13 protein-coding genes, 2 tRNA genes and 2 rRNA genes (1 of these 17 only partly in view) are annotated in these 21,352 nt (G+C 64.6%); 8 read left to right on the forward strand and 9 right to left on the reverse strand.

The features are described from left to right. The 4 genes from ACQR2C_RS32410 to ACQR2C_RS32425 all read right to left on the reverse strand — a co-directional run. Window positions 1–381: ribosomal RNA gene (locus ACQR2C_RS32410) — 23S ribosomal RNA — on the reverse strand (it extends 2,462 nt beyond the left edge of the window). A 489-nt stretch (window positions 382–870) separates the two neighbouring features. Next, window positions 871–946: transfer RNA gene (locus ACQR2C_RS32415), tRNA-Ala, on the reverse strand. A gap of 155 nt (window positions 947–1,101) precedes the next feature. Next, window positions 1,102–1,178, reverse strand: a tRNA-Ile gene (locus tag ACQR2C_RS32420). A gap of 233 nt (window positions 1,179–1,411) precedes the next feature. Beyond that, window positions 1,412–2,900 (reverse strand): 16S ribosomal RNA (locus ACQR2C_RS32425). The 16S and 23S rRNA genes sit together here with 2 tRNA genes alongside, the layout of an rRNA operon. 803 nt (window positions 2,901–3,703) lie before the next feature. Here ACQR2C_RS32425 and ACQR2C_RS32430 point away from each other — a divergent pair. After that, window positions 3,704–5,767: a M23 family metallopeptidase gene (locus tag ACQR2C_RS32430; protein ID WP_315802896.1), complete on the forward strand. Its 2,064-nt coding sequence runs from the start codon at window positions 3,704–3,706 to the stop codon at window positions 5,765–5,767. 86 nt (window positions 5,768–5,853) lie between these two features. Here ACQR2C_RS32430 and clpB read toward each other — a convergent pair whose 3' ends face one another. Next, the gene (gene clpB, locus ACQR2C_RS32435) at window positions 5,854–8,493 is read right to left on the reverse strand and encodes an ATP-dependent chaperone ClpB (RefSeq protein ID WP_434882948.1); all 2,640 of its coding nucleotides are present in this window, start codon (window positions 8,491–8,493) and stop codon (window positions 5,854–5,856) included. A gap of 223 nt (window positions 8,494–8,716) precedes the next feature. Between clpB and ACQR2C_RS32440 the strand changes: the two genes are divergently transcribed. Next, window positions 8,717–9,502, forward strand: coding sequence for an MOSC domain-containing protein (locus tag ACQR2C_RS32440; protein WP_316180477.1), 786 nt, complete (start codon window positions 8,717–8,719; stop codon window positions 9,500–9,502). Between the two features lie 205 nt (window positions 9,503–9,707). Here ACQR2C_RS32440 and ACQR2C_RS32445 read toward each other — a convergent pair whose 3' ends face one another. Beyond that, a complete protein-coding gene (locus ACQR2C_RS32445; RefSeq protein WP_316180475.1) occupies window positions 9,708–10,364 on the reverse strand; it encodes a TIGR02594 family protein in 657 nt (218 codons plus the stop codon). A gap of 257 nt (window positions 10,365–10,621) precedes the next feature. Here ACQR2C_RS32445 and ACQR2C_RS32450 point away from each other — a divergent pair, with 257 nt between their 5' ends. Further along, window positions 10,622–11,485 (forward strand): alpha/beta fold hydrolase, encoded by an 864-nt coding sequence (locus tag ACQR2C_RS32450; protein WP_434882949.1) that lies wholly within the window; start codon window positions 10,622–10,624, stop codon window positions 11,483–11,485. Between the two features lie 114 nt (window positions 11,486–11,599). Here the strand turns inward: ACQR2C_RS32450 and ACQR2C_RS32455 are convergent, their stop codons facing one another. Further along, window positions 11,600–12,505, reverse strand: a complete 906-nt coding sequence (locus tag ACQR2C_RS32455) for a LysR family transcriptional regulator (protein ID WP_434882950.1) — start codon at window positions 12,503–12,505, stop codon at window positions 11,600–11,602. Between the two features lie 125 nt (window positions 12,506–12,630). Between ACQR2C_RS32455 and ACQR2C_RS32460 the strand changes: the two genes are divergently transcribed. Continuing rightward, entirely contained in the window at window positions 12,631–13,518 is an 888-nt protein-coding gene (locus tag ACQR2C_RS32460; protein ID WP_434882951.1) for an alpha/beta fold hydrolase, read from the forward strand. 278 nt (window positions 13,519–13,796) lie between these two features. Here the strand turns inward: ACQR2C_RS32460 and ACQR2C_RS32465 are convergent, their stop codons facing one another. After that, entirely contained in the window at window positions 13,797–14,216 is a 420-nt protein-coding gene (locus tag ACQR2C_RS32465) for a secondary thiamine-phosphate synthase enzyme YjbQ (protein ID WP_316237077.1), read from the reverse strand. Window positions 14,217–14,589: 373 nt separating this feature from the next. Between ACQR2C_RS32465 and ACQR2C_RS32470 the strand changes: the two genes are divergently transcribed. From ACQR2C_RS32470 to ACQR2C_RS32485, 4 genes are all read left to right on the forward strand, one after another. Next, window positions 14,590–15,321 carry an AfsR/SARP family transcriptional regulator gene (locus tag ACQR2C_RS32470; protein WP_316216126.1) on the forward strand — a complete coding sequence of 244 codons (732 nt, stop codon included), beginning with the start codon at window positions 14,590–14,592 and terminating at the stop codon, window positions 15,319–15,321. Window positions 15,322–15,511: 190 nt separating this feature from the next. Next, the gene (locus tag ACQR2C_RS32475) at window positions 15,512–16,645 is read left to right on the forward strand and encodes a hypothetical protein (RefSeq protein ID WP_434882952.1); all 1,134 of its coding nucleotides are present in this window, start codon (window positions 15,512–15,514) and stop codon (window positions 16,643–16,645) included. Window positions 16,646–16,755: 110 nt separating this feature from the next. Further along, window positions 16,756–16,986 carry a hypothetical protein gene (locus ACQR2C_RS32480; protein WP_316183701.1) on the forward strand — a complete coding sequence of 77 codons (231 nt, stop codon included), beginning with the start codon at window positions 16,756–16,758 and terminating at the stop codon, window positions 16,984–16,986. A gap of 51 nt (window positions 16,987–17,037) precedes the next feature. Further along, a complete protein-coding gene (locus ACQR2C_RS32485; protein WP_434882953.1) occupies window positions 17,038–19,077 on the forward strand; it encodes a S8 family peptidase in 2,040 nt (679 codons plus the stop codon). Window positions 19,078–19,267: 190 nt separating this feature from the next. Here the strand turns inward: ACQR2C_RS32485 and ACQR2C_RS32490 are convergent, their stop codons facing one another. Then, window positions 19,268–20,473 carry an ATP-grasp domain-containing protein gene (locus tag ACQR2C_RS32490; protein ID WP_434882954.1) on the reverse strand — a complete coding sequence of 402 codons (1,206 nt, stop codon included), beginning with the start codon at window positions 20,471–20,473 and terminating at the stop codon, window positions 19,268–19,270. Window positions 20,474–21,352 lie beyond the last annotated feature (879 nt).

Here is a 21,352-nt window from a genome sequence, read left to right on the forward strand (position 1 = left end):
CTGGTTGGCTTACATTCATGACTGGCCTGGTCCGCGTTCGCTCGCCACTACTAGCGGAGTCTCGGTTGATGTCCTTTCCTCCAGGTACTTAGATGTTTCAGTTCCCTGGGTTTGCTTGAAACCTCCTATGTATTCAGAAGTCTCATACCTTCTCTTGATAACCGGAAATCCAAAACCTCACGGCTCAGGATCATCCTAGTCTCCTATTCAAACCCCAAGACCAAGGTCTTGGAGTTCCGGCTATCGAAGGTGGGTTTCCCCATTCGGAAATCCGCGGATCAAAGCTTCTTCGCAGCTCCCCACGGCTTATCGCAGCGTAGCACGTCCTTCATCGCCTCTCAGCGCCAAGGCATCCACCGAACACCCTTAAGGCACTTGATTGCTCTCATTATCAATGTCCACACACTCGGCAGAATGTTCACCGCTCTCACCCGTCCCGAGGGACAAGGCGTAGAGCAGCGCGGACACTGATTAGAAAGACCAGCTTGCTTCTTAAGATCGAACCGATCGCCGTGCGGTCAAGCGCAGCGAACAGAGTCATTTACAACAGACAGGATGCTTCACAGCTTCCAGCCTGCGCCGAAATGACCCGGAGATAGTGAAGGCGTCGGTGCATAGTCGAGAGCCACGGACCGCTTGCGCGGTGGCCCTTCATTGCACGACCCTACTCGGATCGATCTCCTCTTCACGATGTCAGATAACACGCAGTCTCCTGTAGTCCCGGTGAGGACCAGAAGATGCGAAATGTTGTCTCGCGGACGAATGTTGAACACGCTAACGATAGCCCGCCTCCGCCCAAGTGGGCTCCGGCGCGGCAGTCTTCGCTGCACTCTGGCTTGCCGAGCCGAAGCAGGCGTAGCCTGCGAAGGCTGGTGGAGCCTGTCGGGATCGAACCGACGACCTCATGCTTGCAAAGCACGCGCTCTCCCAGCTGAGCTAAGGCCCCATACTCGGAAAGACGAATGCAGCAGCGCGATCGTCGAGACGATAACTAGCCGAAGCTCGCGTTGACCAGTCCACCTTCGCCCAACTGGGCTACGGCGCGACAGCCTTCGCGCATCTTCTGGCTTGCCGAGCCGAAGCGCCGTGAGGCGCGAAGGCTGGTGGGCCTGGGAAGACTTGAACTTCCGACCTCACGCTTATCAAGCGCGCGCTCTAACCAACTGAGCTACAAGCCCTAACGCTCGAAGCTCGTCACCGCCCTGCCCGTGAGGGCCGATGCAGCAACCGCGCAGCCCCAGGCAGCGTGTTCGTCCGCGAAGAAAGAGAAACGAAGACGGCGAAATCCCGCCAATGGAGCTCAAGCAAGATCTGGCGATCTTGATGGCCCCTGATGTTTCTAAAACAGCTCGATAGCTGACAGGTCCGAAGACCAGTCGATCCGAAGATCATGCTGAAGAGCCATCCTTAGAAAGGAGGTGATCCAGCCGCAGGTTCCCCTACGGCTACCTTGTTACGACTTCACCCCAGTCGCTGACCCTACCGTGGTCGGCTGCCTCCATTGCTGGTTAGCGCACCGCCTTCAGGTAAAGCCAACTCCCATGGTGTGACGGGCGGTGTGTACAAGGCCCGGGAACGTATTCACCGTGGCGTGCTGATCCACGATTACTAGCGATTCCAACTTCATGGGCTCGAGTTGCAGAGCCCAATCCGAACTGAGACGGCTTTTTGAGATTTGCGAAGGGTTGCCCCTTAGCTTCCCACTGTCACCGCCATTGTAGCACGTGTGTAGCCCAGCCCGTAAGGGCCATGAGGACTTGACGTCATCCCCACCTTCCTCGCGGCTTATCACCGGCAGTCTCCTTAGAGTGCTCAACTAAATGGTAGCAACTAAGGACGGGGGTTGCGCTCGTTGCGGGACTTAACCCAACATCTCACGACACGAGCTGACGACAGCCATGCAGCACCTGTGTTTCGGGCTCCGAAGAGAAGGTCACGTCTCTGCGACCGGTCCCAAACATGTCAAGGGCTGGTAAGGTTCTGCGCGTTGCGTCGAATTAAACCACATGCTCCACCGCTTGTGCGGGCCCCCGTCAATTCCTTTGAGTTTTAATCTTGCGACCGTACTCCCCAGGCGGAATGCTTAAAGCGTTAGCTGCGCCACTAGTGAGTAAACCCACTAACGGCTGGCATTCATCGTTTACGGCGTGGACTACCAGGGTATCTAATCCTGTTTGCTCCCCACGCTTTCGTGCCTCAGCGTCAGTATCGGGCCAGTGAGCCGCCTTCGCCACTGGTGTTCTTGCGAATATCTACGAATTTCACCTCTACACTCGCAGTTCCACTCACCTCTCCCGAACTCAAGATCTTCAGTATCAAAGGCAGTTCTGGAGTTGAGCTCCAGGATTTCACCCCTGACTTAAAGACCCGCCTACGCACCCTTTACGCCCAGTGATTCCGAGCAACGCTAGCCCCCTTCGTATTACCGCGGCTGCTGGCACGAAGTTAGCCGGGGCTTATTCTTGCGGTACCGTCATTATCTTCCCGCACAAAAGAGCTTTACAACCCTAGGGCCTTCATCACTCACGCGGCATGGCTGGATCAGGGTTGCCCCCATTGTCCAATATTCCCCACTGCTGCCTCCCGTAGGAGTTTGGGCCGTGTCTCAGTCCCAATGTGGCTGATCATCCTCTCAGACCAGCTACTGATCGTCGCCTTGGTGGGCCATTACCCCACCAACTAGCTAATCAGACGCGGGCCGATCTTTCGGCGATAAATCTTTCCCCGTAAGGGCTTATCCGGTATTAGCACAAGTTTCCCTGTGTTGTTCCGAACCAAAAGGTACGTTCCCACGCGTTACTCACCCGTCTGCCGCTGACGTATTGCTACGCCCGCTCGACTTGCATGTGTTAAGCCTGCCGCCAGCGTTCGCTCTGAGCCAGGATCAAACTCTCAAGTTGAACTTGAAGCTTTGAACCGGCTGATCACAACGTTTGACGAGGTCCCACCAATCGATCTCCACGCTTCACAGCGCGAAAACCATGGTGTTACCTTTGAAACATTGTCCGCCGAAGTCTTCTCGTCCGATCTCAGAACCAAAAGCCGAAGCTCTCAACCCCGAGACCCGCAAGGACTCCGCCGTCCACGTTTCTCTTTCTTCATCTTTACTTGTCAAACAGCCCGGGACCTCGGTCCCACCCTCATGCGGAGGGGTCGCTCAACCTTTTTCGACGTCGATGAGCAACCGGGTTTTACCGGTTGTGCATCACTCAACGAAAGTGAGGAGCAATATTGGCGCGAATGCTCGCCTCGGTGTGTCCCGAAGCGGCGCCGCGCTCAGTGATCGGGTTTATAGGGGGGGCCGATCGGGGTGTCAACGCCCAATGTCAACAAATCGTCGCATCGAATCATTTTTTTCCGGACAGCAGGAGAACCCCGATTTCTTGCGGACTTCGTGCCCCACTTGGGCCACAATCCTGCGACGATTTGTTAAGCATCGACCTGGGTTGATTTGGGTCCAGCGGGGACTGCCATCGATTCAAGGATGATCCAGATCAAGGAAGCGGCGAGCCCTTCGCCTGATACGGCCGAGACGACATCGAGAGATCCTGAAGAACAATAGCGGTTCGTGGAGTCCGGCTTTCGGGCCAGAGAGTCTCGAACCGACAGAAGCGCGCCATCATTCCGAGCCGTTTGTCTTGGACGTTAAGCCAACCGGCAGCTGAGTGATCTCGGTGCTGACTTTGAACTTGGGGGACGAAGGTTGAGCCATCGGACGTCACGCGGGGGGTACGGACGCGAGATCGGCATGATCGATCTCGGTCATGAGCCGCCGCTATCGGTCGATGGCTCCGAAGCCGCGGTGATCGATCGCCGCCGCGTCTCCGTGCAATGGTTCTCCGGTACGATTCTGACTGGTCTGTGCGGCGCAGCCCTCATCGGCGGCGCCGTTTTTGCGTCGCTCGATGGCGAAATGACCTTCGCGCGCATGCCGGAGCGGATGGAAAGCGCGCTGCGCGGCGCCTTCGGCGCCAACGACCGCGTCGCCACCTTGCGCAAGAGCGACCGCCTGCCGCCGCCGAGCGAAGCCGCCGCGGCGCGCAACGTGGTGCGCATCTCGACCGTTACCCGCGCGGGTTCGCGCGAGCTGATCCGGGTCCGTCCCTACGTCCGGATCTCGGGCAACCTGTCGATGGCGACCAGCGATCTGTCCGCCAAGATCCCGCCCTTCAACGCCCAGCGCCTGCTGAGCGACACCGACAACGACAAGACGGGGTCCGGCGAGGATCCGAACAATCCCGAGGCCGTCGAGCCCGACGCCGAGGTCTCATTCGTGACCAAGGATCTCGCCGCCGTGCTCCCCAAGGCGAAGATCGCGACCTCGGTGGCGCTCGACGAAATCGTCATGCGGGTCCGTGATGCGGCGAACTGGCGCGGCAACAATGGCGGCGTGCGCTACGCCTCACTTGCCAATGCCGCCGCCGACGCGGCCGGCGCGCAGGCCGTCCAAGGCGGCGACCTGAAACTGTCCTATGCCAATGACGGCACCTCGCCCGATCCTTACGCCGGCTTCGAGACCCGGGTGGTGCCGGAAAATGTCACCTTGCTGCCCAAGACCAAGGACCAGATCACCGGCGGCAATCCGCTCGGCGAGCGGGTTCACCTGGTCAAGAAGGGCGATACCGTCGCCTCGATCCTGCGCGACCAGGGCGCGACGCCCGACGAAGCCAAGGCGATCGCCGCCCAGCTCGGCCCGCGCGGCCGTGACGGCGGCCTGAAGGAAGGCGAGAAACTGCGCATCCTGATGGCGCCATCCAGCCCTGCCCCCGGCGCCCGGCTGCAGCCGTTCCGCGTCATCGTCGCCAACGACACCATGATCGAGGCGGTCGCCGCGCTTTCGGACCTCGGACGATACGTCGCCGTCGACGCGCAGAGCATGAACACGGTCACCGAGACCGCCGACAACACCAATGACGAGGAGGATGACGGCACCGGTGTCCGCCTCTATCAGAGCATCTACGAGACGGCGATGCGCAACAAGGTGCCCACGCCGGTCATCGAGGACATGATCCGCATCTACTCCTACGACGTCGATTTCCAGCGCAAGGTGCAGCCCGGGGATTCGTTCGACGTCTTCTATGCCGGCGACGACGACGACAAGCCCGGCAACAACGACAAGACCGAGGTGCTGTTCACCTCCCTGACGGTCGGCGGCGAGACCAAGAAATACTACCGGTTCCAGACCCCCGACGACAGCGTCGTCGACTATTACGACGAGACCGGCAAGAGCGCGAAGAAGTTCCTGGTGCGCAAGCCGGTCAACAACGCGATCATGCGCTCCGGCTTCGGCGGCCGCCGCCATCCGATCCTCGGCTTCGTCAAGATGCACACCGGCGTCGACTGGGCCACCGCCTACGGCACCCCCATTTTCGCCTCCGGCAACGGCGTGCTCGAGAAGGTCGGCCAGGAAGGCGGCTACGGCAAATATATCCGCATCAAGCACAACAACGGCTACGAGACCGCCTACGGCCACATGTCGGCCTTTGCCAAGGGCATGGAGCCCGGCAAGCGCGTGCGCCAGGGCCAGGTCATCGGTTTCGTCGGCTCGACCGGCATGTCGACCGGCCCGCACGTCCATTACGAGATCCTGGTCAACGGCCGCTTCGTCGACCCGATGCGCGTGAAGCTGCCGCGCGGCCGGTCGCTGGAAGGCCCGATCATGGCGAGCTTCGAGAAGGAGCGCGACCGCGTCGACCAGATGATGACCAGCCGCGGCCCCGGTGCGTCGCGCATCTCCGATGCCGGCCCGATCCAGGTGAATCGGTAGCCCTGCCCCTCAGCATGTTCCAAACGCAAACGGCCCGCGCTTGGCGCGGGCCGTTGTTGCCGTTTGAGTGCTGCGGATGTTCGAGATCAGTTCAGCTTGCGCTTCGGGATCGGCGCCTCGAACGTCGCGATCTCCGCCGTACGATGCGCCTTGCCGTTGAAGGTCAGCACATTGCCTTCCGACGAGATGGCGACGTTGTCGCCATCCTTGATGTCGCCGGCGAGAATCATCTCGGCGAGCGGATCCTGCACGCTGCGCTGGATCACCCGCTTCAAGGGACGGGCACCGTAGGCCGGATCCCAGCCCTTGGCGGCGAGCCAGTCGCGCGCGTCGCCATCGAGCGACAGCGTGATCTTGCGCTCCTCCAGAAGCTTCTGGAGGCGGGAGAACTGGATCTCGACGATCCGGCCCATCTCGCTCTTCTGCAGCCGATGGAACAGGATGATCTCATCGACGCGGTTGAGGAACTCGGGTCGGAAATGGCTCCGCACCGTGCCCATCACCAATTCGCGGACCTCGGACGTATCCTCGCCCTCCGGCTGGTTGACCAGGAACTCGGAGCCGAGATTCGACGTCATGATGATCAGCGTGTTGCGGAAGTCGACGGTGCGGCCCTGGCCGTCGGTCAGACGGCCGTCGTCGAGCACCTGAAGCAGCACGTTGAAGACATCCGGATGCGCCTTCTCGATCTCGTCGAACAGGACGACCTGGTACGGCCGGCGGCGCACGGCCTCGGTCAGCGCCCCGCCCTCATCATAGCCGACATAGCCGGGAGGCGCGCCGATCAGCCGCGACACCGAATGCTTCTCCATGTACTCGGACATGTCGAGCCGGACCATCGCGGTCTCGTCGTTGAACAGATACTCGGCGAGCGCCTTGGTCAGCTCGGTCTTGCCGACGCCGGTGGGGCCTAAGAACATGAACGAGCCCATCGGCCGGTGCGGGTCCTGCAGGCCGGCACGCGAGCGCCGCACGGCGGTCGCGACCGCATGCACGGCCTCGAACTGGCCGACGACACGCTTGCCGAGCGAGTCCTCCATGCGCAGCAGCTTGTCCTTCTCGCCCTCGAGCATCTTGTCGACCGGCACGCCGGTCCAGCGCGAGACCACCTGCGCGATGTGGTTGGCGGTGACCGCCTCTTCCATCATCTCGCCGGCATTCTCCTTGGCCTCGATGTCGGCCAGTTGCTTCTCCAGCTCGGGGATGCGGCCATAGGCCAGCTCGCCCGCCTTCTGATACTCGCCGCGGCGCTGCGCGTTGGCGAGCTCGATCCGCAGGCCGTCCAGCTCGCTCTTGAGCTTCTGCGCGTTCGACAGCTTGTCCTTCTCGGCGCTCCATTTCGACGTCAGCGCCGCCGACTTCTCCTCGAGATCGGCGAGCTCCTTCTCCAGCGCCTGCAGCCGCGTCTTGGAGCCGAGATCGCTCTCCTTCTTCAAGGCCTCCTGCTCGATCTTGAGCCGGATGATCTCGCGGTCGAGCGAGTCCAGTTCCTCGGGCTTGCTGTCGACCTGCATCTTCAGCCGCGCCGCCGCCTCGTCCATCAGGTCGATGGCCTTGTCAGGCAGGAAACGGTCGGTGATGTAGCGGTTCGACAGCGTGGCCGACGCCACCAGCGCGGAGTCGGTAATGCGCACGCCGTGATGCTGCTCGTATTTGTCCTTCAGGCCGCGCAGGATCGAGATGGTGTCCTCGACCGTGGGCTCGGTGACGTAGACCGGTTGGAACCTGCGCGCGAGCGCCGCGTCCTTCTCGACATGCTTCTGATACTCGTCGAGCGTGGTCGCGCCGATGCAGTGCAGCTCGCCGCGGGCGAGCGCGGGCTTCAAGAGGTTCGACGCATCCATGGCGCCGTCGGCCTTGCCGGCGCCGATCAGGGTATGCATCTCGTCGATGAACAGCACGAAGGTGCCTTCGGCCGCCGTGACCTCCTGCAGCACGGATTTCAGCCGCTCCTCGAACTCGCCGCGATATTTCGCGCCCGCAATCAGTGCGCCCAGATCGAGCGACAGCAGCCGCTTGTCCTTCAGGCTCTCCGGCACGTCGCCATTGACGATGCGCAGCGCGAGGCCCTCGACGATCGCGGTCTTGCCGACGCCGGGCTCGCCGATCAGCACGGGATTGTTCTTGGTGCGCCGTGACAGCACCTGGATGGTGCGGCGGATCTCCTCGTCGCGGCCGATCACCGGATCGAGCTTGCCGTCGCGCGCCGCCTGGGTCAGGTCGCGGGCATATTTCTTCAAGGCATCATAGGCGTTCTCGGCGGTCGCCGAGTCGGCCGTGCGCCCCTTGCGCAGGCTCTCGATCGCCGCGTTGAGATTCTGCGCGGTCACGCCGCCCTTGGCGAGGATGCCGCCGGTCTCGCTGTTCTTCTCCAGCGTCAGCCCGAGCAGCAGGCGCTCCACCGTGACGAAACTGTCGCCGGCCTTCTCGGCCGCCTTTTCCGCCGCGTCGAAGGCGCGCGCCAGCTCGGGCGACAGATAGACCTGCCCGGCGCCGCTGCCCGACACTTTCGGCAGCTTGCCCAGTGCGTCCTCGGTCGCCTTCAAAATCGCGCGCGAATTGCCGCCGGCGCGATCGATCAGACCGCCCGCGAGGCCTTCGCTATCGTCGAGCAGAACCTTCAGCAGATGCAGCGGCGAGAACTGCTGATGGCCGTCGCGCATCGCCAGCGATTGCGCCGATTGGATGAAGCCCCGCGCGCGCTCGGTATATTTGTCGATATTCATGATGTTTCCCTCAGCCTGCTGTGACGCCCCGAAGGCACGGCTTCAGCATCTTCATTGGGTTTCGGACCGCGCACGTTGACGTCCATCAACGCCGCAACCATTGACGTCGCCGGCTTGCGCCCGGCTTGAGTGGAAATGTGGGAAGGCGGTGCGAAAACGGAAGGGGCCGCTTCACAAATTCGTGTGCCCTGGCCGCGACCAGGGGAATCTCCTATGAGGCGGCATGAGCCAGACCCCTCCCGCGCGCATCGCCGGCCTGTACCGCTATCCGGTCAAGGGCCTTACCCCGGAACCACTGCAAACGGCCCCGTTACGGGTCGGCGAAACGCTGCCGGCCGATCGCCGCTACGCGCTGGAAAACGGCCCAACCGGCTTCGATCCGGCGGCGCCGGTGTGGAAGCCGAAAACGGCGTATCTGATGCTGATGCGCAATGAGCGCTTGGCCGGGTTCAAGACGCACTTCGGCGACGCGACCAACATCCTCACCATCCGCAAGGACGGCGCGATCGTCGCCCAAGGCGACCTCGAAAGCGCCGACGGCCGCGCCGCCATCGAGGCGTTCTTCGCGCGCGAGTTTGCCGACGAGCTGCGCGGCCCGGTCAGGCTGCTGTCGGGCGGTGGCTACGCCTTTACGGATCTGGCGCGCAAGGTGGTCTCAATCATCAACCTCGCCTCGATCGCGGAGATCGAGACCTTGGTCGGCGCGACCGTGCATCCGCTGCGCTTCCGCGCCAATGTCTACGTCGCCGGCTGGCCGGCCTGGCACGAGACCTCGCTGATGGGCGAAACGCTGCGCATCGGTTCGGCGCGGCTCAAGGTCGTCAAGACCACCACCCGCTGCGCCGCCGTCAACGTCGACCCGGACACCGCCGCCCGCGACCTCGACATCCCGCCGGCGCTCATGGCCCGGCGCGGCAACAATGAATGCGGCATCTACGCCGAGGTGATCGCAGCCGGCGACATCGCGGTCGGCGACGAACTCGCGGTCGAGCAGCTGCGGCTGGTGTAGTTCGAGCACTCACCGCATCGACGGTGCGCCCCCTCTCCCGCTTGCGGGGGAGGGCCGGGGTGGGGGCGCCACACGCGAAAATCTTCGTGAGGACAGACTTCCCCGACCCGGATCGCCTCTCCGATGCGACCTCCCCCGCAAGCGGGGGAGGCGCAGAGCGCGCGAGCCGCGAGGGCTCACCTCATCAGTTCAAGTTCGAGAGCTCTCAGTTCGGCATCACATAGGCATACACGCGGCCGCGCGACACCGCGCTCTCGCGGACGCGGTTGCCGTTGTTGCCGGAGATGACGATCGGATTGCCCTGGGCATCGACGCCCGAGACCACGCCGACATGACCGCCGCCGCGGCGGCTCATCACCGCGATCGCGCCGACCTGCGGGCCGGAGACGCGCTGGCCATAGCTCGCAAACGAGCGCGCCATGTCGGAGCCGGTGCCGCGATGGCCGGTGCGCTCCAGCACCATGTTCATGAAGCGCGCGCACCACAGGCTGCGCCGGCCGGTCGGATTGCCGCTGCCGATGTAGCTGCGCGCCGCGGAGACGACGCTGCTGCCGCCACCGAAGCCGCCGGACGAGGCCATGCCGTCGGACGCCGTGCCCGGCATCATGACGCTGGCCTGCGCATCGGCAACGCCGCTCACCTGCACCCGCGCCACGCCGCGCTCCCAGCGCGACAGCCGGGCGACGGAACGCCGGTGGTGATGATGCCTTGCGTAGTGATGGCCGCCGTGGCTGCGGTGGGCATGATGCCCCGAGCCGTGATGCGGACGGGCCGATGCCGGTGTTGCGGTGACGGCGACGACTGCCGCACCCATGGTCAGCGCAACGATGTGAAGCGACCGGCGAAGGGTAGACACAACCATACTCAATCCTTCTGTTACTTCCCCCAGTACCCTGACTTGGCACCCCCTGGTCCTCAGCGCGGCCCCTCTGCAAGCCGCCAGCGGAGGTCCGTAAAATGTTGCGCTGTGACGAAACCATGACCATCGACGGCAAAAGCCTGGCGACGAGAGGGTGATTCCGAGTCTATGTTACGGCGAAAACAAGGCCGTCGATCGGGACGTTGTCGCGTATCGCGCGACTCGTCATCATCAGGCACGCGACACGGGAGGAGCTGACGATGCCCCATGCAACGGCCAAAGATGGCGTTCGCCTCTATTTTGAAGAGGTCGGCGTGGGCACGCCGCTGATCTTCCTGCACGAGTTCGCCGCCGACCACACCAATTGGGAGCCGCAACTGCGCTACTTCGCGCGGCGCCACCGCTGCATCGCCTACTCCGCGCGCGGCTACACGCCCTCGGACGTGCCGGCCGCGCCCGACGCCTATAGCCACGTGCATTTCTACACCGACGCGATCGCCGTGCTCGACCACCTCGGCATCGACAGCGCCCATTTCGTCGGCCTGTCGATGGGCTCGTACTCCGCGCTGCAGGTGGCACTGAACGCACCGGATCGCATCCGCTCGATGGTGCTGGCCGGCGTCGGCTCGGGCTCCAGCCTCGAGCATCTCGAGGCCTTCCACGCCCAGTGCCGCGCCACCGCCGAGCAGTTCGAGACACTCGGCTCGGCCGAGACCGCCAAGGTCACCCGCGAGGCCCCCGGCCGCATTCCCTTCCTCATCAAGGACCCGCGCGGCCATGCCGACTTCTACGCCGCGCTCGCCCGCCACGACGCGCGCGGCTCGGCCAACACCATGCGCGGCTTCCAGGGCAGCAGGCCATCGATCTACACCATGACGGACGCCATCCGCCGCGTTACAACCCCGGCCCTGATCATCTGCGGCGACGAGGACGACGCCTGCATCGCGCCGAGTTTGTTTCTCAAGCAGCATCTGCCGGCGTCCGGGCTAACGTTCTTCCCGAAGTCCGGACATGTGTTGAACCTGGAGGAGCCGGCGCTGTTCAACGCATCCGTCGAGCGCTTTATCGCCCTGGTCGAGGCCGGCCGCTGGGGACCGCGCGATCCAAGGTCGATGGCAGGATAAGGAGGGCATGCTGCTGCTCCGACTACATCTGTCATCGCCCGCGCACTGGATCGCACGGTCAAGCCGGGCGATGACAGCGTGTTTTGCAGCAGCCACTGTGCGTCCAAACGTCCCTCAGATCGCCGCCTCCTCCAGCCCCTGCCGCAGCAGCGGCACGGCGAAGTCGACGAAGGCGCGCAGCTTCAGCGGCAGCCGGGTCTGGCCGTCATAGACGAGATGCACCGGGCGCGGCGCCGGTTCGAAGGCTTCGAGCACGAGCTGAAGTCGGCCGCTGCGGACATGATCGACGACTTGATAGGACAACGCCCGCACCAAGCCCGCTCCCGACAGGCCGGCTTCGATCGCCGCATCGATCGTGTTGACGCCGAGGCGCGCGCGGAAGCTGGCGGGGATCTCGGCGCCGTCGACTTCGAACGGCCAGGTGCCGGGCACCGACACGCTCTGGAACGAGATCACGCCGTGCCGTGCCAGATCCTCTGGCCGCGCCGGGCGGCCATTGGCGGCGAGATAATCCGGGCTGGCGCAGATGACGTGGCGGACGCTGCCGAGCCGGGTGGCGATCAAACTCGAATCCGGCAACTGGCCGATGCGCAGGGCGACGTCGACCTGGTCGTCGAGAAAGTGCGCGACACGATCGGTCATCACGAGATCGACCGCCACGTCCGGAAAGGCGCCAAGGAAGCGCGTCACCACGGGCAGCGCATGCAGCCGGCCGAACATGATCGGCGCCGTCACCACGAGATCGCCCTTGGGCTCGGAATATTCGCCGCTGGCGACACGCTCGGCCTCGGCGACCTGTTCCAGGATCGCGCGCGCCGCTGCGACATAGGACCGACCCGCCGGCGTCAGCTCCAGGCCCTTCGCCGAGCGGATCAGAAGCGAAGCCTTCAGATGCGCTTCGAGCTCGGCCACCTTGCGGCTGACCGTCGCGAGCGGCAGCCCGAGCGTCCGGCTGGCCTTCGACAGACTCCCGGCCTCGGCTGCGGCCAACAGCACCGCCATGGCGTCCAGACGATCCAACGTATCTTTCCAAAAAATGGGAGGCCTCTTCTCGAATCTAGCGACTCGCGCCCGATTTTGGAAGGCATAGAACCAGGGTGACGGGCGGCCAACGAGTCCCGGCCGCCGAGACCAGGAGCTTCCCCATGACCATCCAGACCCGCTTCCGAACCGCGACCGTCCACGGCCGCAAAGTCTTCTACCGCGAGGCCGGCGACCCGACGGCGCCGACGATCCTGCTGCTGCATGGCCTGCCGACCAGCAGCCAGATGTTCCGCGACCTGATCCCCGCGCTCGCCGATCGCTTCCATCTGGTAGCGCCCGACTACATCGGATTCGGCCATTCCGACGCGCCGTCGCGTGCAGAGTTCGACTACACCTTCGACAACCTCGCCCGGCATGTCGCGGGCCTCGTCGACATGCTCGGGCTCGAGTCCTACATTCTCTACATGCAGGACTATGGCGGGCCGGTCGGCTTCCGCCTGTTCACGCAGCGGCCGGAGCGCGTGAGAGGCTTCATCCTCCAGAATACCAATGCCTATATGGAGGGGGTCGGCGAGGCGCCGAAGAAGGTGCTGCTGCCGTTGTGGGAGACGCGCACGCCGGAGACCGAGGCGCCTGCTCGCGAGTTGCTGAGCCTCGACGGCACCAAGTTCCAATGGCTGGTCGGCGCCAAGGATCCCGAGGCCGTCAATCCCGACAACTGGACTCTCGACCAGGCGCTGCTCGACCGTCCGGGCACGCAGGACTACCAGCTCGATCTGCTGGAGAACTACAAGACCAACGTCGCGCGCTATCCGGAGTGGCAGGCGGCCTTCCGCGCCCACAGCCCGAAGACGCTGATCGTCTGGGGCCAGCACGATCCGTTCTTCATCCCGCCCGGCGCCCGCGCCTATCTCAACGACCTCGCCGACGTAAAGCTGGTGTGGCTCGACGCGGGACACTTCGTGCTCGACGAGAACACGCCGAAGGTCGCAGCCGAGATCAAGGCGGTGTTCGCGGGCGAGAGAGCGCGCGCATCATCTGCGGCCTAATCCAACAGGGATCGTCACACCACGGAGTGCTGGCAAGCGCGACAGCCGAGGCTCGAGTCGCGCTCTCGCCCGCGCCGGTCGCTGTGTCCTCCGAGAGGCCGCGGCGTACTGGATGCCCGCTTGCGCGGGCATGACAGCCGAGGCTCCCCACCCTCCTCCGTCATCGCGAGCGCCAGCGAAGCGATCCAGGGGCCACACGGAACGGCGTCACGCGTGGCCCCTGGATTGCTTCGTCGCTTGCGCTCCTCGCAATGACGCCCGAAAGCTCCGGCGTCCTCCTACTCGCCGATGATCTTGATCAGCACGCGCTTGCGCCGTCCGCCGTCGAACTCGCCGTAGAAGATCTGCTCCCACGGGCCAAAGTCGAGCTTGGCTTGCGTGATCGCGACCACGACCTCGCGGCCCATGATCTGGCGCTTCATGTGGGCGTCGGCATTGTCCTCGCCGGTGCGATTGTGGCGATAGCCCGCCACCGGCTCGTGCGGGGCGAGTTCCTCCAGCCATTGCTCATAGTCGTGATGCAGCCCGCTCTCGTCGTCATTGATGAAGACCGACGCCGTGATGTGCATGGCGTTGACGAGCACGAGGCCCTCGCGCACGCCGCTCTCCTTCAGCGCCGCCTCGACCTCACCCGTGATGTTGATGAAGGCCCGCCGGCCCGGCGTCTGGAACCAAAGTTCCTTGCGGAACGATTTCATCGGAACAATTCCAATCTCGTTTGCCATGGCTGCTGATACAGCATGATCGTGTCGGTCCTCGAGTGTGCCGCAGCTCACAGCGCTCAGTTCCGACTTCGCCCACACTGGACACGATGGGGTGCATACTGCAAGTCACGAGGCACAGTCTCGCTCCGTCATACAATCCAAGATTGAACCGAACGTTGCGCGGACAGACTTAACTGCATTGCCGATCTCATTTCGACGATGACAACGACAGCGTGGCGGCTCGCCTTTGGGCGACGACCGTGCAGACCTGATCCGGCTGCAGCCGCTCAATCTCATCGCACGAGAAGCTCGACTTCTGCAGGCCCGGCGCCGATCGCAGCGAGTCGCCATTCAGAGGAGAGAGACAATGAGTTTGCTGCGTATCAATCTGTTTGGCGGTCTTGAAATCAGACGGGTCTCGGGCGAGCAGGTCGTCATCCCAAGCCGCAAGGCGGCAACGCTCCTGGGCTATCTCGCCCTCACCTCTCCGCACGGCATTTCACGCAGCAAGCTTGCCGCACTCCTGTGGGAAGGCCGCTTCGGCGACAATGCGCGCGCAAACCTGCGCCAGGCGCTGTTGACGCTGCGCCGGGTGCTGCCGCAATGCGCCGACGTCATCTCGGCGGAGCGCGACGACATCCGCATCCATCCGAACGCCGTCACCACCGACGTGCAGGAGTTCGAGCTGCTGCTGCAACTCGGCGATCTGGAGACCATGGCCCGCGCCGCCGCGCTGTTCCGCGGCGAGTTGCTCGACGGCATCAGCTCGACGTCCTGCGCGTTCGAGGCGTGGCTCTCCGCCGAGCGTCAACGCTTGAAGACGCGAGCGATCCGGGCGATCGCGGGTCTGCTCGACGTCGGCGGCCGGGAACATGTGGAGATCGCCACGACGTTCTCATTGCGTGTGCTGGCCGCCGATCCGCTGCAGGAGGACGTCCACCGCACCTTGATGCGCTGCTACGCGCAGCAGGGCCGCCGTGCCGACGCCCTGCGTCAATATGACTTCTGCCGCACCATCCTGCGCAAGCAGGTCGGCGCCACGCCGGAGAGCGAAACCGAATCCCTGCAGCGTGAGATCAGGCGCATGCTCCGCGTCTGACGATCGGCGCGACCTTGCTCCATCCGTTCCACACACGATCGATTTTGACGGCACTTTCACGCCCTGCTTGACACTTGCATCACGGCCACACGCGCAACATCGCCCTCGATCGACGTCGCGCAGCAACTACTCCTGATGAGGTCAAGCGGCGCGCCGCTCGAAGATCAGACAACGAGCGAGGAGACTCAACATGAGTGGCATGCAGCAGTCGACTGAAGACTATGGTCAATTGAATCCCGAAGGGATCTTCGGCTCCGTTCTCGGCAGGTTCGCCGGACAAGCGATCGGACGCCTGATCGGCGGCAAGACCGGCCGCGACTTTGGCGGCGCCATCGGTGGAATCGCCGGCGGGTTCGCGCCGTTCTCGGCCGGCCCCGGCACCGAGCAGCCGTCGGAGATGGAGCTGCAGGGCTTCTGGAGCGTACTCAAGAAGATCGGACAGGGCGTCCAGACCGGTCTCAATGTCGGCCACAACCTCGGCATCTTCAGCGCCGGTCCGCAAGCGGCCCCCGCCGCCGCGCAGCCGACCGACATGGAGCTGCAGGGCTTCTGGAGCGTGCTCAAGAAGATCGGTCAGGGCGTCCAGACCGGCCTCAATGTCGGCCACAACCTCGGCATCTTCAGCGCCGGCCCGCAGGCAGCCCCCGCCGCGGCGCAGCCGACCGACATGGAGCTGCAGGGCTTCTGGAGCGTGCTCAAGAAGATCGGTCAGGGCGTCCAGACCGGCCTCAATGTCGGCCACAACCTCGGCATCTTCAACGTCGATCCGCGAGCCGCGGCCGCCACGGCGCAGCCGACCGACATGGAGCTGCAGGGCTTCTGGAGCGTGCTCAAGAAGATCGGCCAGGGCGTCCAGACCGGCCTCGATGTCGGCCACAACCTCGGCATCTTCAGCGCTGGTCCGCAAGCGGCGCCCGCCGCCGCACAGCCGACCGACATGGAGCTGCAGGGCTTCTGGAGCGTGCTCAAGAAGATCGGCCAGGGCGTCCAGACCGGCCTCGATGTCGGCCACAACCTCGGCATCTTCAGCGCCGGCCCGCAGGCCGCCGCGGCGGCGCAGCCGACCGACATGGAGCTGCAGGGCTTCTGGAACGTGCTCAAGAAGATCGGACAGGGCGTCCAGACCGGCCTCGATGTCGGCCACAACCTCGGCATCTTCAGCGCCGGCCCGCAGGCCGCCGCGGCGGCGCAGCCGACCGACATGGAGCTGCAGGGCTTCTGGAGCGTGCTCAAGAAGATCGGACAGGGCGCGCAGACCGGCCTCAACATCGGGCATACGCTCGGCATCTTCAGCACCGGCCAGCCCACCGGCACGATGCACTAGACCGATTGGAAGCAACGATCCGCGACATTCGCAACGCGGATGCAAGCGAGTGAGACGGTGGGCGCGCCGAAGGTCCGCCCACCGCCGACCTGACATGGAGGGAGCGAGGCATGCCGGATCCGAACTCGGAGCAGGAATTCATCGTGCAGGGCGAGCCGGTCAAGTCCGGCCAGCTTGCTGATCATCTGAGCCGCGAGCCCGGCGTGAAGCGCATCGGTCAGGTCGCCCCCGACGTCGTCATCCTGTCGATGACGAAGAGCCAGGCCGATCGCCTCCGATCGACTTTCAGCACGATCGTGGTCGAGCCGAACGCTCCACTGAAACCCTTTGGCGCCGGCTGACTCCAGCCGCGCCCCCGACGATGTCACGAGCGAGGATGAAGGAGCCCGCAGATGGCCGCACGAAGCAAACCCGAAATCTCTGATCAGAAGGATGCGGCCGGCACGGCCGTCAGCGGCACCGGAGCGCAGCCCGGAGCGCAGCAGCCCTCAGCCGAGGCCGCTGCCGCACCGCAGGCCGCAGCAGCGGCGACCGCCGCATCAGCCCCTGCCGCGCAAGGGACCGGTCGCAGCGACGGCGGCAAGGCGGCGCCAGCGACGAGGCAACCCGGCGCAACGATCTCGCAGCGACGGGCGCAGTACATCCTGGCCCCGCGCCAGCAGACGGGGCTTGCGACCTTCAGCGCCGACTTCATCGTCCAGCAACTGACAAACACTCCCGACATCGACGTGGTGAAGACGATTCAGCCGCCGCGACTGCTAGGATTCCAGAGCGCCGACCCGGGACAGGCGCCGCTCGGCCCCATGGTGCTGGCCCGCATGACGCCCGACAAGGCCGACTTGCTCAAGGCCCAGGCGGGAGCGCGGCTCGCGGTCGAGCGCGATGCGCCGCTCACCTACATGCTCGATCCGACCGTGCCGCAGGTGCCGGCGCCGCATCAGCTGCCCAATCCCGGCGTTCTCATTCCCCTGGCCGACGGCTTCTCGACGACGATCGAAGTCATCGGCGAAAGCGGACCGTTGCCCGAGACGGAAGTCTATGTGTTCGGCAGCGTGTGGCCGGTGCAGGGCGTCACCGACGCCAGCGGCCGCGTCACGCTCAAGATTCAGGGCGAGACGCCCGACACCATCCGCTCGATCCTGATCAAGCCGCGGGTCGATTACTGGACCTTCTGGCTCGATCGTCCGCAACTGACGCCCGACAGCGTGAATCGCATCGCGGCGAAGACGCTTGGCGCCTATCTGCGCGGCTTTCCCGGCCAGCAATTGCTGGGATGGGGCCAGCGCGCGATGGGCCTCGATCGCGTTCCCCTCGCCTACGATGGCGCGGGCGTGAAGATCGCGGTGATCGATTCCGGCGCAGCACCAACGCATCGCAATCTGCACGGCGTCACGATCGGCAAGAGCATCGTCGGCAATGATCCCGCGAGCTGGACCATCGATACCATTGGTCACGGCTCGCATTGCGCCGGGATCATCGCCGGCGGGCCGGTCGGCAGCGGCGGCATTCGCGGCTTCGCTCCGGCGGCCGAAATCCATGTCTGCCGGATCTTCCCGGGCGGCCGGTTCAGCGATCTCGTCTCGGCGCTGGACTACTGCATGGAGAACGGCATCGACGTCGCCAACATGAGCCTCGGCGGCGGCGAGCCGTCGCAGATCATCGAGGAGCGGATCCTGCGGGCCAAGCAGATGGGCCTCGCCTGTATCGTCGCTGCGGGAAATTCGTCGGGGCCGGTCCAGTTTCCCGGCTCGACGCCGCATTGCCTGTCGGTCGCCGCGATGGGCAAATGGGGCGAGTTTCCCGAGGACAGCTTCCACGCCCAGCAGGCGCTGGACGGCTTCCGCAGCAGCGACGGATATTTTCCGGCGAAGTTCAGCTGCTTCGGGCCGGAGATCGACGTCTGCGCGCCCGGCGTCGGCATCGTGTCCTCGCTGCCGGCCGATGGATTCGGGGCGTGGGACGGCACCTCGATGGCGACGCCGCATGTCACCGGCCTCGCTGCGCTGGTGCTGGCGCATCATCCCGACTTCAAGGGCCCGTTCGCGACGCGCGACGCGCGACGCGTGGAGCGGCTGTTCCAGATCCTGAAGGAGACGTCGACGCCGCTGCAGTTCGGCGACCCCAATCGTGCGGGAGCCGGGCTGCCGAACGCGATGCGCGCCCTCGGCCTGGAAGCGGCCGTCGCCTCCGCGCCCGCGGCCGATCCCTCGCTCGACGTCCTTCGTCGTCTGCTGGGACTGGCGCGCGGCGAAGCGCAGAACGCCGCGACGTCTCCGACGCTGGCGCCGCAGGCGCCCAATGGCAAGCCCAACGGATCCGGCTCGGTTGCCAGGGGCCCGGCAACGACGACCGGCGAGTGGTCGAGCCCGGCCGCCGGTGATCCCAGTCCGGCGCAGATCCGCGACATGATGCACAAGGTCGGCTTGCTGTAGATTGCCGACGAGGCAGCAGCGACCAAGCCGCATCAGACGTTGTACGACGGGCAGTTTGCGCATGAGCTTCATGCACGAACTGCCCGTCACGTTAGTTGTCGTTAGATATGCGACCACCGTGTGAATGAGTTAAGTCCAGAGGGATTGAAGACGCGCAATCCTCGCCGGATCACCGCGGCGGTCTGCGCTATCAAGCCGCCGCAGCCAGAATCTCTGCCCACGCCTCCGGCGTGACTGCGTAGGGACCAACGGCGCCGCTATGGAATTTGCGCCATAGCGACGGGCGGATCAGCGACGCGCCGAGCGCAGCGATGACGGGAACGAGCGCAAGCGGATCGCCCGCGACTGGCGTCAGTTCCTCGGTTGATCCGGCGTAGTCGCCGCGTGCCGCAATCGCATCGATCGCTTCGCGCAACACCGCGATCCGCGCCCCCGTCTGCTCGGCGGCGCCAAGGATCGCCAGCAGCGTCTGGCGGGTCCGCACGCCGGCGGCCCCGGCCGGACATTCCCCAGTCGCAGCACCAATGGCCGCATCGATCATCGCCGCAACGAGATCCACACCCGTCGCGAAGGCGTTGGCAGGTTCGACCAGCCGGGGATTGACATCAATGATGACCGGTCCGCCATCGGCGATGATCACATCCATCGACAGCCCACCGCGCCAATCCAGCAACGCGACCAGCCGCGACAGCATGACGGCCAGACCGGGCAGCACGATGCTCTGCTTCAGCGACGCTCCGCCACCGACGCCCTCGCGCACGCGAAGGCAGGCATGATGCGCGACCAGCCGGCCGCGGTTGGCAACGGCCTGCACCATTGCGAGCGGCCCTGCCACCTCGGACTGGACAATCAACGCCGAGCCGTCACCAAGTCCAAGCTCGCGCGCGGCTGCATTGAGCTCGGCGGCGTTTCGCGCCCTGCGGACGCCCGAGCTTGCCGTGCTGACGGGGCGCTTCAGAAAAACGGGATAGGCTGCGACGTCACGGAGATCCTCGATCCGCGAGACCATCGTCGTGGGCGGCTGTGGCACGCTTGCGGCTTCGAGCGTATGAAAGGCGGATATCTTGTCTTGAACCCGCGTGAGACTTTTGAACGGCGGCACGATCGTCGCGACCCGGAGCTGCGGCAATCTTGCCGAGAGCACCGTCACCTGTTCCTGCGTGGGAAACAGCAGATCGACCTTTCGCTCGGCTGCAATGCGTTCTGCCGCGGCGAGCCATCCGAACGGATCGCGTCCGAACCGCGGCACGGCGTGAACAGCCCGCACATGCCGGGTGAAGCGCGACAGGCAGATCCGCGTCGAGGACAGGATCTCGACCTCATGTCCGAGCGCGCCGAGGCGCCCGGCGACCTGACGCGACGTGAGGCCTGATCCTTCCGACAGCAGGACGCGCATCCCAGATCGCCTCACGTTCCTGAAGAGAAGAAGTGTCGGAGATCGCGAAAGGTGGCATCGAACCGCGGCCAAATCAATGTTTGTGCTTGGCTCGCGGTCTCGGCGAGCCTTGAGCCGCGTCCATCAGCGATGATTAAACGCGGCGCATCGGTTCGGAGAGTCCGGGATCGACCTGCCAACGCCGCGTGATGTTGGTGACAGGGAGAATGCACGTGATGTCCGCACGACGGGCAGATCGCGCATGACGCTCATGCACGAATTGCCCGTCATGTTAGTTCGTCGCACGAAAGTCCTTGCGCCGTCGGGCAAATCAGGCGCAGATTTCCGCGCGTCCCGCCTCACAGCAAGAGGGGCGTATCGCGGTCGTCACGAACGCTGAGTGTGGGATGCGATGGGCGTGTCGGATTGCGCGTGGGATTGCCCGCGCGGACGAACAATTCCGATGCGCACGGTCAAGTCGCGCGGTCCTGGCATCCCGACGCTGATGTCAAGTTCGTTGTGGTGCTCTGCATCACGCGGACGATGGTGGCCAGAAAGCCCGGCGCACCAGGGAGAACGCGAAGCAGCCGTCAGACCATCGCGCAGGGAGGGCCGGGTGATCTCGGCTGAACCTGTGGTTCCTGCCGCCTGCATTTTTTTCGCAGGCGGGCCATGGGTGCGGCCAGCATCCGGCCTTCCCTGCGCCTCTGCGTTATCCGGAGGCGACGCGTGACGCAAAGCTCGGGCGCGGATGCGCCGCGAGGATAAGGCAGCATGTCTCAGACTAACCGCTCTTTGAAAAGTGGAAACCGCCAACCCCAAGCTCGTCATGGCCGGGCTTGTCCCACGGCTGTCCGGTTCAGACAGACTGGACATGGTGCATGGCGTGGATTCTTCTGC

It is taken from the genome of Bradyrhizobium sp. HKCCYLRH3061 (genome assembly GCF_051168015.1).
Lineage (GTDB): Bacteria > Pseudomonadota > Alphaproteobacteria > Rhizobiales > Xanthobacteraceae > Bradyrhizobium.

Excerpts from the sequence above, each read along its gene's own strand:
- ACQR2C_RS32440 (WP_316180477.1), top strand. The coding sequence starts at position 8,717 with ATGAGCCAGACCCCTCCCGCGCGCATCGCCGGCCTGTACCGCTATCCG.
- clpB (WP_434882948.1), bottom strand. The coding sequence starts at position 8,493 with ATGAATATCGACAAATATACCGAGCGCGCGCGGGGCTTCATCCAATCG.
- ACQR2C_RS32485 (WP_434882953.1), top strand. The coding sequence starts at position 17,038 with ATGGCCGCACGAAGCAAACCCGAAATCTCTGATCAGAAGGATGCGGCC.
- ACQR2C_RS32470 (WP_316216126.1), top strand. The coding sequence starts at position 14,590 with ATGAGTTTGCTGCGTATCAATCTGTTTGGCGGTCTTGAAATCAGACGG.
- ACQR2C_RS32465 (WP_316237077.1), bottom strand. The coding sequence starts at position 14,216 with ATGAAATCGTTCCGCAAGGAACTTTGGTTCCAGACGCCGGGCCGGCGG.
- ACQR2C_RS32460 (WP_434882951.1), top strand. The coding sequence starts at position 12,631 with ATGACCATCCAGACCCGCTTCCGAACCGCGACCGTCCACGGCCGCAAA.
- ACQR2C_RS32480 (WP_316183701.1), top strand. The coding sequence starts at position 16,756 with ATGCCGGATCCGAACTCGGAGCAGGAATTCATCGTGCAGGGCGAGCCG.
- ACQR2C_RS32450 (WP_434882949.1), top strand. The coding sequence starts at position 10,622 with ATGCCCCATGCAACGGCCAAAGATGGCGTTCGCCTCTATTTTGAAGAG.
- ACQR2C_RS32445 (WP_316180475.1), bottom strand. The coding sequence starts at position 10,364 with ATGGTTGTGTCTACCCTTCGCCGGTCGCTTCACATCGTTGCGCTGACC.
- ACQR2C_RS32490 (WP_434882954.1), bottom strand. The coding sequence starts at position 20,473 with ATGCGCGTCCTGCTGTCGGAAGGATCAGGCCTCACGTCGCGTCAGGTC.
- ACQR2C_RS32475 (WP_434882952.1), top strand. The coding sequence starts at position 15,512 with ATGAGTGGCATGCAGCAGTCGACTGAAGACTATGGTCAATTGAATCCC.